Annotated in this window: 16 protein-coding genes; 14 read left to right on the top strand and 2 right to left on the bottom strand. The window is 32.8% G+C overall.

Annotated features, from left to right (window positions below; translation table 11 throughout):
- The first annotated feature begins 396 nt into the window (after positions 1–396).
- The 14 genes from B6K90_RS23925 to B6K90_RS08600 all read left to right on the top strand — a co-directional run bounded on the left by B6K90_RS23925 (position 397) and on the right by B6K90_RS08600 (position 12,010).
- Positions 397–591, top strand: coding sequence for a PspC domain-containing protein (locus B6K90_RS23925; RefSeq protein WP_025568734.1), 195 nt, complete (start codon positions 397–399; stop codon positions 589–591).
- Positions 592–966: a phage holin family protein gene (locus tag B6K90_RS08660; RefSeq protein ID WP_088012350.1), complete on the top strand. Its 375-nt coding sequence runs from the start codon at positions 592–594 to the stop codon at positions 964–966.
- Positions 967–1,257: 291 nt separating this feature from the next.
- Entirely contained in the window at positions 1,258–2,199 is a 942-nt protein-coding gene (gene hprK / locus B6K90_RS08655) for an HPr(Ser) kinase/phosphatase (RefSeq protein ID WP_088012349.1), read from the top strand.
- Positions 2,200–2,220: 21 nt separating this feature from the next.
- The gene (gene lgt / locus B6K90_RS08650; RefSeq protein ID WP_088012348.1) at positions 2,221–3,033 is read left to right on the top strand and encodes a prolipoprotein diacylglyceryl transferase; all 813 of its coding nucleotides are present in this window, start codon (positions 2,221–2,223) and stop codon (positions 3,031–3,033) included.
- 27 nt (positions 3,034–3,060) lie between these two features.
- Positions 3,061–3,999, top strand: a complete 939-nt coding sequence (locus B6K90_RS08645; RefSeq protein ID WP_088012347.1) for a nucleoside recognition domain-containing protein — start codon at positions 3,061–3,063, stop codon at positions 3,997–3,999.
- A 13-nt stretch (positions 4,000–4,012) separates the two neighbouring features.
- Positions 4,013–4,660, top strand: coding sequence for a pyrophosphatase PpaX (gene ppaX, locus B6K90_RS08640; RefSeq protein ID WP_088012346.1), 648 nt, complete (start codon positions 4,013–4,015; stop codon positions 4,658–4,660).
- Complete coding sequence (locus B6K90_RS08635) at positions 4,657–5,157, top strand: acyltransferase (RefSeq protein ID WP_088012345.1); 501 nt, start codon at positions 4,657–4,659, stop codon at positions 5,155–5,157. Before ppaX ends, B6K90_RS08635 begins: the two co-directional genes overlap by 4 nt.
- Before the next feature lie 175 nt (positions 5,158–5,332).
- Positions 5,333–6,832: a tetratricopeptide repeat protein gene (locus B6K90_RS08630; protein WP_088012344.1), complete on the top strand. Its 1,500-nt coding sequence runs from the start codon at positions 5,333–5,335 to the stop codon at positions 6,830–6,832.
- Positions 6,833–7,081: 249 nt separating this feature from the next.
- Complete coding sequence (trxB, locus tag B6K90_RS08625) at positions 7,082–8,029, top strand: thioredoxin-disulfide reductase (RefSeq protein ID WP_088012343.1); 948 nt, start codon at positions 7,082–7,084, stop codon at positions 8,027–8,029.
- A 383-nt stretch (positions 8,030–8,412) separates the two neighbouring features.
- On the top strand, positions 8,413–8,871 hold the full coding sequence (locus B6K90_RS08620) for an NUDIX hydrolase (protein WP_088012342.1): 459 nt from the start codon (positions 8,413–8,415) through the stop codon (positions 8,869–8,871).
- A gap of 28 nt (positions 8,872–8,899) precedes the next feature.
- Positions 8,900–9,784 carry an RNase adapter RapZ gene (gene rapZ, locus B6K90_RS08615; RefSeq protein WP_088012341.1) on the top strand — a complete coding sequence of 295 codons (885 nt, stop codon included), beginning with the start codon at positions 8,900–8,902 and terminating at the stop codon, positions 9,782–9,784.
- On the top strand, positions 9,784–10,752 hold the full coding sequence (locus B6K90_RS08610; protein ID WP_088012340.1) for a gluconeogenesis factor YvcK family protein: 969 nt from the start codon (positions 9,784–9,786) through the stop codon (positions 10,750–10,752). The genes rapZ and B6K90_RS08610 overlap by 1 nt, the downstream gene beginning before the upstream one ends.
- A 29-nt stretch (positions 10,753–10,781) precedes the next feature.
- Positions 10,782–11,732 carry a DNA-binding protein WhiA gene (gene whiA / locus B6K90_RS08605; RefSeq protein WP_088012339.1) on the top strand — a complete coding sequence of 317 codons (951 nt, stop codon included), beginning with the start codon at positions 10,782–10,784 and terminating at the stop codon, positions 11,730–11,732.
- A 20-nt stretch (positions 11,733–11,752) separates the two neighbouring features.
- A complete protein-coding gene (locus tag B6K90_RS08600) occupies positions 11,753–12,010 on the top strand; it encodes an HPr family phosphocarrier protein (protein ID WP_088012338.1) in 258 nt (85 codons plus the stop codon).
- Positions 12,011–12,091: 81 nt separating this feature from the next.
- Here B6K90_RS08600 and clpP read toward each other — a convergent pair whose 3' ends face one another.
- The gene (gene clpP, locus B6K90_RS08595) at positions 12,092–12,685 is read right to left on the bottom strand and encodes an ATP-dependent Clp endopeptidase proteolytic subunit ClpP (RefSeq protein WP_088012337.1); all 594 of its coding nucleotides are present in this window, start codon (positions 12,683–12,685) and stop codon (positions 12,092–12,094) included.
- Positions 12,686–13,169: 484 nt separating this feature from the next.
- Positions 13,170–13,838 carry a hypothetical protein gene (locus tag B6K90_RS08590; RefSeq protein ID WP_088012336.1) on the bottom strand — a complete coding sequence of 223 codons (669 nt, stop codon included), beginning with the start codon at positions 13,836–13,838 and terminating at the stop codon, positions 13,170–13,172.
- Positions 13,839–14,353 lie beyond the last annotated feature (515 nt).

The following is a 14,353-nucleotide window of genomic DNA, read 5'->3' as shown; positions in this document are numbered from 1 at the left end:
CAGACTTTTTTTTGATGAATAAGTTGATTGGAACGGAGGGGTGCTCGACTCCTATGGGATAAGCGGGAAGGCTAGACCCCGCAGGCTCGCCGAGGAGGCTCAGGTCTCGCCCCATGGAAAGCGAGCATCCTGTAGTGGAAATCAACCTCACTAAACTCCTTTTAAGAAAATTTGGTCAATAATTGACAAGGCTGTTTTTGATCAGCATGACAAAAAATAGGAGCTAAACTCCTTTTCTTTGTATTTGTTTTTATTTAGGATTTGTTAATGATTCTTGTTCCTTTTACTTGAAAAGTAGTCCACATTTCTTTAATGTTTTAACATAGAATAAATAATGAAATAGAAAAACTTGTATTGATAAAAAAATGATGGCGTATCGATAGAGAGGAGATTTTTGTGAAAAAACTATATCGATCTTCTAAAGATTCTATGCTTGCGGGTGTCTGTGGTGGATTAGGGAAGTATTTTAATTTAGACAGTACATTAATCCGTTTACTTTTTGTTATATTATTTTTTGTAGGTTTTGGAGCACTTCTATTTGTTTATTTAATTTGGATTTTTGTTGTTCCAGAAGAAGGTGACGTGAAATAAATGAGATGGTTATTTTCATTAGCTATTAATAGCTTAGTTTTTATTGTAGTAGCAGGGTTTCTGCAACCTGACTTTTATGTAAAAAATGTTCCAACGGCTATAATTGCTGCGTTGGTATTATCAATCTTAAATACAATTATTCGCCCAATCTTAATTTTAATAACTTTACCTGTAACCATTTTTACAATGGGACTATTCCTGTTTATCATTAATGCATTTACACTAGAAATTACTGATTATTTATTAGGTGATGCATTACGAGTAAATGGTTTTGGAACTGCTATTATCGCATCGGTACTTATTAGTACATTCAGTATGTTAATTCAATATTTTGTGTTTGGTTCAAAAGACAAAAAAAAGAATAGTCATCGGTAAAAAAAGAGGAGTCTCTTAAGTTAAAGTACTTTTGAGAGTCTTTTTTTTGTTTTCTTAGATTAATGAGAAATTTGAACAAAATGTGAACTCCGTTGTTATATGACTGTTGATTGTTGCTATAATCCTAAAACTAGTAGATAAGTTACTAAATACCGTTCTTAAATTCTCTTTTACATTAATGATTTTTAATCGTTTAAGCGCAGTTAGTGACTTGTCGACATTTTCCCACAAAGTTTAAAAATGGTACAATATGAGAGATAATACATAATTATTAATCCTTAGGAGGCTTGTATGGCTAAATTACGTACAAAGAATTTAGTTGAGTATTTTAAATTAGAGGTCATTAGTGGAAGTGCGGGTTTGAATCGTTCGATTAACACGACTGACTTATCTCGCCCAGGTATAGAGGTTGCAGGATTTTTTACATACTATCCATCTGATCGAGTACAAATATTAGGGAAAACAGAATTAACTTTTTATCATAACTTAACTGACGAAGAAAAACACAATCGTTTAAGAAAGCTTTGTGCAGAGGATACACCTTGTATCATCGTAACACGAGGTTTAGAAATTCCACCTGAATTAATCGAAGCAGGTGAAGAAACTGGAGTACCTATTTTACTATCAAACAGTAAGACAACTAAAATGTATAGTAGACTTACGAGTTATTTAGAGGCTAAACTTGCTCCAACTACAGCATTACACGGTGTACTAGTTGATATTTACGGCGTCGGTGTATTAATTACTGGAAAAAGTGGCGTGGGTAAAAGTGAAACAGCTCTAGAGTTAGTAAAACGTGGTCATCGATTAGTAGCAGATGATTCAGTAGAGATTCGTCAAACTGATGAGGATACGCTGATTGGTTCATCGCCAGAATTGATTGAGCATTTATTGGAAATTCGTGGGTTGGGAATTATCAATGTAATGACTCTTTTCGGAGCAGGATCTGTACGTAATTACAAACGTATTACGTTGAACATCGATTTAGAGACTTGGGACTCTCAAAAAGTTTACGATCGAGTTGGCTTAGACGATGAAAAACTTAAAATATTAGATACAGATATTTCGAAAATCACATTGCCAGTTCGACCTGGTCGAAATTTAGCTGTTATTATTGAAGTAGCAGCGATGAATTTCCGTTTAAAAAATATGGGTGTAAATGCAGCACAGCAATTTGCAGATCGTTTAGAGAAAGTAATTCAAGGTGGTAATAACGTTAGTGATTTAATTTAATGATAAAGTGGGGAAATTGGAATGGAGTCAAATATTCAGCCATTAGATAAAGTATTTTTACACTTAGGTCCTCTTTCAATAAAATGGTATGGGGTATTGATTGGATTAGGTGTTGTGTTAGGATTATGGTTAGCAATTCGTGAAAGTAAACGTCGTGGAATACCTGATGACACATTTTTGGATCTTATTTTAGTAGCTCTACCTTCAGCGATTATAGGGGCTAGAATTTACTATGTTCTCTTTGAGTGGAGTTACTATTCTAAGCATGTTAGTGAAATACCTGCTATTTGGCATGGTGGATTAGCTATTCACGGTGGTTTAATTGGAGCATTTATTGCTAGTTACTTCTTTGCGAAGAAAAGAGGTATTTCATTTTGGAAGCTTGCAGATATTGCAGCACCAAGTATTTTAGTAGGCCAAATGCTAGGACGTTGGGGGAACTTCATGAACCAAGAGGCTCATGGTGGACCAGTAACTAGATCATTTTTAGAAAGTCTTCATTTACCTACTTGGATCATTAATCAAATGTATATTGATGGAACGTATTATCATCCAACGTTTTTATATGAATCATTATGGAGTTTATTAGGGATTATCTTCTTACTAATTTTAAGAAGAGTGAACCTAAGACGTGGTGAAATGTTTTTAACTTATTTGATTTGGTATTCAGTTGGACGTTACTTTATTGAAGGGTTAAGAACAGATAGTTTAATGTTAACAAATACAATTAGAATGGCTCAATTTATTTCAGTCGTAATTATCGTACTATCTATTATTATTCTTGTTTATCGTAGAGTTAAAGGGTTATCGAATGAGCGTTATTTAGACGCATAAGTTTGTAAAACAGGAGTGGGGAGCACGTTGGAAACTTTAAAGAGAGGGTTACTTGTTGGTTTACAAACTTCTTGGAAAATAGGGAAAATTATTTTCCCTATTTCTTTCATTTTAACGCTTGTAAAAGAAACTGCACTAATGGACTGGTTTGTTAATATTCTTGAACCATTAATGAGTTTTATCGGTTTAAAAGGTGATGCAGCATTAGTATTAGTTTTAGGAAATGTATTAAATTTATATGCTGCTCTTGGAGCAATGCTACCGATGGATTTAACTGTTAAAGAGGCATTGATTCTTGCAGTTATGTTAAGTTTTTCTCATAATCTATTTGTTGAAACGACAGTAGCAACTGCTGTAGGGGTTCGAGCATCTTTTGTTGTTTTAGTAAGAATAGGATTTGCCATTTTATCTGCTATTTGTATCCATTTCTTTTGGTCTGGTGGTACAGAAATTGTTCATAAAGGCATAGCAGTTGCAGAAGTGACTAACCAGTCAGGATGGGATATTGTTTATACTGCCATTATTTCGTCATTAATGGGTATTTTAAACCTTATTAAAATTGTTTTTCCATTAATGTTAGTTATTCAAATTGCAAAAGATTTTGGATGGATGAAATATATAACAAAAGTACTGTCTCCATTTACTAAATTAATTGGTGTTGAAGCAAAAGCTGGAGTTACATTAGCTGCAGGATTGTTTTTTGGATTAGCTTTTGGAGCAGGTGTTATGATTCAAGCTGTTAAAGAAGACGGTGTTTCGAAACGTGATTTATATCTCGTTTTCTTATTTTTAGTAGCTTGTCACGCTGTAGTAGAAGATACACTTCTCTTTATTCCTTTAGGGATTCCGGTTTTATACTTATTTTTAATTCGTTTCTTGGTAGCGTTAGTTGTTACTTGTATAGTTGCAAGAATAGTAGGAAGAGCTAGAAAAACTGAATCAAGTTTAAAAGTTGAAGTGAAATAGAAAGGAAATTCTTATGAAAATAAATACGATACTATTTGATTTAGATGGTACTTTAATCAATACAAACGAATTAATTATTGCTTCATTCTTGCATACTTTGAATAAATATTATCCTGAACAATATAAACGTGAACATGTTATACCTTTTATGGGACCAACTTTAACTGAATCATTCTCTACGGTAGATGAAGAAAGAGTTGATGAGTTGATTGCCGAATATCGCCGTTTTAATATGGAGATGCATGATGAATTTGTTGAAGAATATGAAACGGTTTATGAGACGATTGAAACTTTACACAGATTAGGCTATAAAATCGGAATTGTAACAACAAAAGCACGAAACGTTGTTGAAATGGGCTTAAGTTTTAGTCGATTAAAGCAATTCTTTGATACTGTTATTACAATTGATGATGTGCAAAATGCAAAGCCACATCCAGAACCGATTCAATTAGCTTTAAAAAAATTAAATTCTATTCCTGAAGAGAGTATAATGGTGGGGGATAATTACCATGATATTGAAGGTGGACAAAATGCTGGAACGAAAACAGCAGGCGTCGCTTGGTCACTAAAAGGAAAGGAATTTTTAGCAACTTTTAAACCTGATTTTATGCTTGAAAAGATGAGCGATATCTTACCAATTTTAGGAATTGATGAGAGTTGAGGAAAACGAAACGATACTTAATTGAAGGTGAGAATTCACTTTGGCAAGTGTACAAGACTGTTTCATTTTGGAAAACATTTCGAAATGTCATTGTAATTGAAATTGCACGTTATATTCCTTTCTTTAGACTGAAAAATTGGATGTATAGGAATCTGATTGGAATGAAGGTAGGAGAGTATACATCCTTCGCGTTTAAAGTAACGCCTGATTTAATGTTTCCAGAATTAATTTCAGTTGGTAGGAATTCGATTATTGGCTATAATACAACAATCTTGGCGCATGAATATTTAATTAATGAATATCGATTAGGAGAAGTCATTATTGGTAATAATGTGTTAGTTGGTGCAAATACGACAATCCTGCCAGGTGTCACAATTGGTGATGGTGCGAAAGTTTCAGCTGCAACACTTGTTAACAAAGATGTTCCAGCTGGTGCATTTGTTGGAGGCAATCCTATGGTTATTATATCATTACCTAAGTCTGAAACTACTATTTAAGCTCTTTAAAAAAGTGGTTTTCAATGTTTTTTGTATCGGTTAAAATAATACTTTGACAACTTATTTAGATAATGTGGAAATTGGACGTTCGTTTAAAATTCTTATAATTTGGACGGCGACTATTTCCTCTTTTTATGTGATATACTGTGATAAGCTTGAAAAACTGGAGGATCGAATGTCTGAAAATTTGGGGAATCAAACAAATCAATTTCATAATGTCGTTTCGTTCTCGTTACCGAAAGACTATTTCTACGAAAAAGGTATGAAAGCTTATAATAGTAACGATTCTGAGCAAGCGATTTATTATTTAAAAAAAGCTGCTGAAAATGAAGAAAATCAAACAGTTCTTATAGATATTTCTAGAAAGCTTTTATCATTACATCAATATCAAACTACTATTACAATTTTAGAATATATTTTAGATAAATATCCAACAAATGAGGATGTATATTATTTATTAGCATTTGCATTTTTTGAATTAGGATTGTTCCAAAAAGCCAATTTGTATGCGCAAAAGTATTTAGAAATTGGTACGGATGAAGAGCAATTAGAAGAACTAGAAGACTATTTAGATATTATTCATAGCGAAGAAGATGATGATTTAAGTATTAATGATGATTTATTAGTGCTTCAAGAGCGGGTTACAAGCTATTTGGCAAATCATGATTGGAAATCAGCTAAAACAACTTTACTTAGTATTGTAGATAAGTATCAAGAGTTTTGGCCAGCTTATAATAACTTAGCTTTAGTAGAGCTTCATTTAGGTAATCCCGAGGAAGCTGAAAGAGTATTACAATATGTTTTAGAACAAAATCCAGGTAATTTATCAGCTTTAATTCATTTAACAATGCTAAAAAGAATATTAAATGAACAAGAAATTGCTATTCAATATTTGGAAAGCTTATCAAATATTGTTCCGATCTCTGAAGAGCACCGCCACAAGCTTGGTGTACTTTTCTACCAATTCAAAAAGTATGAAGAAGCCTATAAGTTATTTAAATTACTTTATATGGAACGACCAGATCGTGAAATACAGTTTTATTATATGTTCTGTGATGCAGCTTACCGTTCTGGAAGAATTGAAACAGCGGAGCGCATTTGGAATTTAGAAATGACAAATGAATTTGATGATCATGAGGAATTAGCACCTTGGGCTGAAAAGAAACATACATCAAATGAAATCGAACAATTAATGGCTGAAACAGAGTACCAAGCAAAATACTCCAATTCGAATAGTGAGAGATGGGGATTAATCTATTTTATGAAGGAATATTATTATGAACAAAAATTTAGTTCAATCCTTCAAGATTTAGAGCCATTAGAAAATATTGGTCTCGATGAACAATTAGAACAAGTTCTTCTAAATAATATGTGTTATCTAGAGCCCCATCCATCATTGAATATTGCGATTAACGGTGCAAAGAAAGTACAGGCAACTTGGGAAGAAGATTATATAATACTACGTAATCATCTTCAATTATGGTTTTTCGCTACTTGTGAGCTTACATTAAAATATAAAGAATTACCTGTAGATGAAGATGTTTTATTAGCTGCTACACATTATCTTGTTGAAAATGAAGTAAAACGTGTATCACAAAAGAAAATTGCAGCAAACTATAATATCTCTACCTATTTATTAAATAAAGGCATTAGCGCCATTCGAAGCTTGTTTTAATACCAGATGGTGTTAATGCAAGCTTTCTTTATTTCAGATTAAGGTAAGTATAAATTGGCAACAAGGATCCAATTTTAAGAATTAAGTATAAGTGCAACTAAGCCTCTGAATTAGCCTAAAAGCCTGTCAGTCGGCGAGTTTTCTTTATTATGAGCATATGATTTGTTGTTTTATGTCGTCGCGTATTAGGATAGTGATAGTTAATGAAGTAGGGCAATTAGCCATTTAAATACAAGGAGTGATTAAGACATGGAAGAAAAAATTTATGATGTTATTATTATTGGAGCTGGTCCTGCAGGGATGACTGCAGCTGTATATACATCTCGTGCAAATCTTTCTACATTAATGATGGAACGTGGTATTCCTGGTGGACAGATGGCAAACACGGAAGAAATTGAAAACTACCCAGGTTTTGATAGTATTTTAGGTCCAGATTTATCAAATAAAATGTTTGATCATGCGAAAAAATTTGGTGCTGAGTACGCTTATGGAGATATTAAAGAAATTATCGATGGTAAAGAATATAAAACAATAATTGCTGGTAAAAAAGAATACAAAGCACGTGCAATTATTATTTCAACTGGTGCAGAATACAAAAAAATTGGTGTACCAGGTGAGCAAGAGCTTGGAGGACGTGGTGTATCTTACTGTGCTGTTTGTGATGGAGCATTCTTTAAAGATAAAGAATTAGTTGTTATTGGTGGTGGAGATTCAGCTGTAGAAGAAGGTGTGTATTTAACTCGATATGCTTCTAAAGTTACAATCGTTCACCGAAGAGATCAATTACGTGCTCAAAAAATTCTTCAAGACCGTGCGTTTGCCAATGAAAAAATTTCATTTATTTGGAACTCAACAATTAAGGAAGTTAACGGAACTGATGGTAAAGTAAGCAGCGTAACGCTTGTAGATACTAAAACAGGTGAAGAATCTGATTTTAAAACAGATGGCGTATTTATCTATATTGGAATGCTTCCATTAACAAAACCATTCTTAAGTTTAGGTATTACAAATGAAAATGGATATATCGAAACAAATGATGTAATGGAAACAAAAGTACCAGGTGTTTTTGCTGCTGGTGATGTTCGTGAAAAAACTTTACGTCAAGTTGTAACTGCAACAGGAGACGGAAGTATTGCTGCTCAAGCAGTACAACATTATATTGAAGAATTAAAAGAAGAATTAGCTAAAACTAACTAATTTAAATAAAAAAGAAAAATAAATTTACAAAATTTAGTTTTAGATAATTGTGAACGAAATTGTAATATTCTGAAACTTACATGTAATTAGGGTGTAACTCTACTGAAATATAGTTGCTGTAATATAGACAATAACCAGAGAGCCCCCTAATATATATAGGAACATGGATATGCGCTTGTCCATGTTCCCTTTTTTTGTCTTCAAAAGTGTAGAACTTATTCCTCTTTTCTAATTCCAGCTCACAAAATCTTTTCCTATAGCTTAGACTTTTCTACCCATAATTCCTACTCTTAACAAGTTGTTGTCTGACTAGTTTAACGGTATAATATAGATTGGGCAGTTTCAACCAACTGCAAGTCCAAATTGTAAGTGAGGTATAAGAAATGCAAAGAGTTACACATTGTGTTTTGGTAAATGAAAATAATATCCTCTTGCTACAAAAACCTAGAAGAAACTGGTGGGTTGCACCCGGCGGTAAGATGGAGCCAGGTGAAAACATTAGAGAAGCAGTTGTTCGTGAATATCGTGAAGAAACAGGTGTTTACTTAAAAAACCCAAAATTAAAAGGTGTTTTTACAATTATTATAGAAGAAGATGCTAAGGTAGTAAATGAATGGATGATGTTTTCATTTTTGGCTACCGAGTTTGACGGTGAAAATCAAAATGAGTGTGAAGAAGGAATTCTTCGCTGGCATGCAATAGATGAAGTGAAAAATCTTCCTATGGCAGCAGGTGACTATCATATTATTGATTATTTATTAAAGGGTACAGAAATTTTACATGGTACCTTTGTATATACACCGGATTTTGAATTATTAAGATATCGTTTAAATCCTAGTTAAGTTAAATTCATAGAAAGGGTTGAGTTAAATGCCTACAAGATCACATGTAAAAATGGTTATTATAACTGGAATGTCAGGTGCTGGAAAAACTGTTGTCGTTCAAGCGTTAGAAGATATCGGTTATTTCTGTGTTGATAATCTTCCTCCTGCTCTACTTCCAAAATTTGTAGAGCTATTAAAGGACCCGGACCACAATACAACGGATAAAGTTGCTCTTGTAATGGATTTACGAGGAAGAGAATTTTTTGATCAGTTAGGGAATTCATTAGATCAATTAATGTCTACTCCTTCAATCATCCCTCAAATATTATTTTTAGATGCAACGAATGCTGCACTTGTTACTCGCTACAAAGAAACTCGTCGTTCACATCCTCTTTCTCCAACAGGATCTCCATTAAAAGGAATTGAGATGGAACGTACCCTTTTAGCTGATGTAAAAGGGCGTGCACAATTAATTTATGATACTTCAGATTTAAAACCTAAAATTTTACGAGAAAAAATAATTGAACAGTTTAGAGAAAATGAACAAGAAGGTTTCTCAGTAAATATTATGTCATTCGGTTTTAAGTACGGAATACCGATTGATGCGGATTTAGTATTCGACGTACGTTTTTTACCAAACCCATTTTATATTGAATCAATGCGTCCTTTAACTGGCTTAGATGAAGAGGTTTCTTCATATGTTCTTAAATTTAATGAGACAACTGAATTTATGTTGAAATTAATAGATTTAATTAGTTTTATGTTACCTCAATATAAAAGAGAAGGTAAACGACAACTAATCATTGCGATTGGATGTACAGGTGGTCAGCATCGCTCTGTTACTTTAGCAGAGTATTTAGCTAACTACTATAAGGATCAATATGATACGAATATTAGCCATCGGGACGTTGAAAAAAGGAGTCATAAGTAATGGTTAGTCAACGTTCGAAAATAGTAATAATTGGAGGCGGAACAGGACTATCTGTTTTAGTTCGTGGGTTGAAAAAACATCCCGTTGATATTACCGCTATCGTTACAGTTGCAGATGATGGAGGTAGCTCTGGACGCTTACGTGACGAGTTGAAAATTCCACCGCCTGGCGACGTACGAAATGTACTTGCAGCATTATCAGATGTGGAACCGATGTTGGAAGAACTATTCCAACATCGATTTGCAACATCTGGAGACCTTTCTGGACATTCTCTTGGTAATTTAATGCTAAGTGCAATGACTGCGATTACAGGTGATTTTTATCGTGCTATCATTGAAATGAGAAGGGTATTAAATGTTAGAGGGAAAGTTATACCAGCAGCTAATCAAAGTGTCGTATTAAAAGCTGAATTAGAAGATGGTACAATTGTTTCAGGTGAATCAAAAATTCCGTATTCTGGTAAGAAGATTAAAAGAGTCTTTTTAGCACCAGGAAATGTTGAACCTTTAAAAGAGGCGCTTGATGAAATTAATCGTGCTGACTTAATTGTAATTGGACCGGGCAGTTTATATACGAGTATCCTTCCTAATCTGTTAGTTACTAAAATTGGGAAGGCTGTTGTAAATTCTAAAGCTAAAAAAGTATATGTATGTAATGTGATGACTCAAGCTGGTGAAACTTTACATTATACCGCTAGCGATCATGTAAAGGCTCTATACCAACATTTAGACTCGAGTTTTATCGATACAATTATTGTAAATGAAGGCACAATGCCTAAAAATATTTTAGAACTTTATAAAGAAGAACACGCTCAGCAAGTAAAACTAGATATAAATGAGCTAACATCTTTAAATCTTGAAATTGTTCATAAGTCGATCGTTAAATATGATGATAATGTGATTAGGCATGATACAGTAAAGTTAGCTGAAATCTTATGTGACCTAATCCCGACAAAGATAAAAGAATAATGAAAAAATAGAAGGAGGGGGTGATTCAAATGTCCTTTGCATCAGAAACGAAAAAAGAATTAACAACGATTGAGATTAAAGATTGTTGTTCAAAATCTGAGCTATCCTCTTTAATTCGAATGAATGGTTCATTATCAATTGCGAATCGCCAATTTATTGTAGATGTAGTTACTGAAAATGCAGCTATTGCTAGAAGAATATATGTATTAATTAAACGTGTTTATGATGTGGACGTTGAATTGCTCGTTCGTAAAAAAATGCGTCTTAAAAAGAACAATGTATATATTGTTCGTATAAAAGAAGAAGCGAAACATATTTTAAATGATCTTTATATAACTGGTGAAGGATTTACCTTTACGAATGAAATAGCGAAGGAGCTAATCGCAAAGAAATGTTGTAAACGCTCCTATTTAAGAGGTGCATTTCTAGCTGGTGGTTCGGTAAATAATCCAGAGACGTCTTCATATCATTTAGAAATTTTTTCACTATATAAAGAGCATACTGAAGAAATTTGTCGTCTAATGAACGAATTCGGATTAAATGCTAAAACACTGGAGAGACGTAAAGGTTATATTACTTACTTAAAAGAAGCAGAAAAAATTACTGAGTTTTTAAACGTTATTGGTGCACATTCAGCTTTATTAAAGTTTGAAGATATCCGCATTGTAAGAGATATGAGAAACAGTGTTAATCGTCTAGTAAATTGTGAAACTGCGAACTTAAATAAAACGATCAGTGCAGCCTTCAGGCAAATTGAAAATATACGTTATATCCAAAGCTCAGTTGGTTTAGATATATTACCGCCAAAGCTACGTGAAATTGCAGAACTTCGAGTAGCGTATGAAGATGTGACATTAAAAGAGTTAGGTGAAATGGTGTCTAGCGGTGCAATTAGTAAATCAGGAATTAATCATCGACTACGTAAAATTGATGAATTAGCTGATAAACTAAGAGCGGGAGAATCAATAAAAATAAAATAATAGTTAAGAGGGAAGAAAAAATGATTGAGAAAAAAGGGAGAGTACTATTAGAAACTGGTATACAGGCTCGTCCAGCAGCACAATTTGTTCAAGTTGCTACGAGATTTCGTTCAGAAGTATTATTAGCTTACAAAGGTAAGCAAGTAAATGTTAAAAGTATCATGGGCGTTATGAGTCTTGCTGTACCATACGGAGAAGAAATAGTAATTACTGTTACTGGCGACGATGAGGTTGAAGCAATGGAAGCAGTAATGGATTTTATTGGAGAAGAAATTTGATGTAATTGGACATTCACAAGATGGATGTCCATTTTTTTTCATAAAAAAACTAGCCGAAAAATTACGGCTAGTTTTTTATCATTATTTAATAGCTGCAGTATTAGAAATTACTTTATCAATTAATCCGTATTCTAATGCACGGTCTGCAGTCATAAAGTTATCACGCTCTGTATCACGCTCAATCGTATCTAATGGTTGACCAGTACGATCTGCAAGAATTTTGTTTAATTTATCGCGTAAGAACAAGATTCGCTTAGCAGCAATTTCGATTTCAGTAGCTTGACCTTGAGCACCACCTAATGGTTGGTGAATCATAACTTCTGCATTTGGAAGGGCATATCTCTTACCTTTTTCCCCAGCAGCTAATAAGAAAGCACCCATTGAAGCCGCCATACCGATACAAATTGTAGATACTTGAGGCTTAATAAAATTCATCGTATCATAAATAGCCATACCAGCAGTAATACTTCCCCCTGGACTATTTATGTATAATGAAATATCCTTATCTGGATCTTCTGCTGCTAAAAATAAAAGTTGTGAAACAATCGAGTTAGCTACGTTATCATCAATTGCACTACCTAACATGATGATGCGGTCTTTTAATAGACGAGAGTAAATATCATACGCACGCTCACCACGACTTGTTTGTTCAATAACTGTAGGAATTAAATTCATTTTTTCTCCTCCTTGTTTAAAACAAATGAATGATTAATACAATAATACCTTTAAGGTCAGAAAAGGTCAAATAAAAGAGATGATATATTTAATGTATTATTTAAACTAAAAAATATTGACCTTTTATAACATATTTATTTATCTAATACTTCAACATCATTAACGACTTTTCCTATTATTAAACGTAACTTTATGTAGTTTTTCTTTTGATAAGTTGAAAAACTAGTAAAATGATTGGAGCTTATTTTATGTTTATGGACTGAACGTAGTCCTTCCAAGATGAGAACGAAAGAAAGAAGCAAACCATAAAAAAAGTCCCCTATAAACAGAGGACGTCATGAATTTATATTTTTTTGTTTAAATTAAATTTTTGCTTAATTTTTCTTATTAATTTCATACATAAATAAACTATACCACTTAAAATACCAAGTATAATTATTAAATTTAATAAATTTATAAAGCCCATTTTTTATCTCCTTTAGTTTTAAAAAGCATACAAATTAAAACTACCTGATGTGGTATTAACTGTAACATACGCATTTGTATATGTATATACAACTAACGCAGCACTATATTTTTTAGTTTTATCCATAGCTATACTTTTTCCAGTTAAACTAGTACTAAGATTAGAATCGTGTACTAATCCAACATAAGTACCCCCACTACCTACTACTCCATAAGCAGAGTGTGTTGTAACCAATTTCATACTTTTTACTTTAGAAGAACCTGATGCAATACTAGCCTTAATATTTCCTTTATACGAATTTGTTAACAAACCTGAAGTATAATATACCTTGCCTGAAAAATTAACATTTACTCCTTGTGATGTTTTAGATTTATTAAAAGATTTATTAACTGTGCCTCCCAATGGCACCCATTTTATAGAACGGCCTTGTATAGTAGGTTCAGCTGAAAATTGAGCATAATTTTTTATAAAATCTGTATCAGAATTATTAAATGGTTCCCCAACCTTATAAGTAGAATTAATTAAATTAAAACGTTCTTCAATTTGTTCAGGAGTCAAATCAAGATTTTCAGAAAAAAGTCGCAAATCTACTGAGCTATCATTATTTTCTGCATGAGATGAGTTAGGAAACAGAAAGAAAAAACCACATAAAATTAAAATAGGAAATAAATATAATATTTTTTTCATACAAAATCTCCAATTCAATTAATTTGGAAACGTTCCCTAAAATAATTTTAGCAAAATTTAACAAAAAAAATGGAGATAAATGTGTCAATATATCAAAAACTAAACATTCGTTATTAATGAGTAAGCTAGAGGTAATGAAAAAATGATCCGTATATATACTAGTCAAAGACAACGAAGAAAAAGGCACATAAAACGTCTCAAGAAAAAATGATTTTACAGGTATCAACAAGTCATCAAAAAACGGAAAAAACCTATAAAATAATGATCATCAAAGATAATTTCGTACTCAAATAGAAACCTAAATTATTGCGGTCAGAACATTCTAACGATATAATAAAACATAAGATTTTCTTATAAACTTACGAATAAGCTACAAAGCGAAACATTAGCGCACCAATCGAGCCGCTCCTTGCATAAACCTACTGAGATTGGGGCGACCAAACGATATACATATTTACCTATATATTAAAATGCGTTCGTAGCTCAGTGGATAGAGCACGATCGAATAAGCTACA

Origin of the sequence: Gottfriedia acidiceleris, from assembly GCF_002128425.1 — a bacterium.
In the GTDB taxonomy this organism is placed as follows: domain Bacteria; phylum Bacillota; class Bacilli; order Bacillales; family Bacillaceae_G; genus Gottfriedia; species Gottfriedia acidiceleris.
This window is presented reverse-complemented; position numbering and strand designations above follow the sequence as displayed.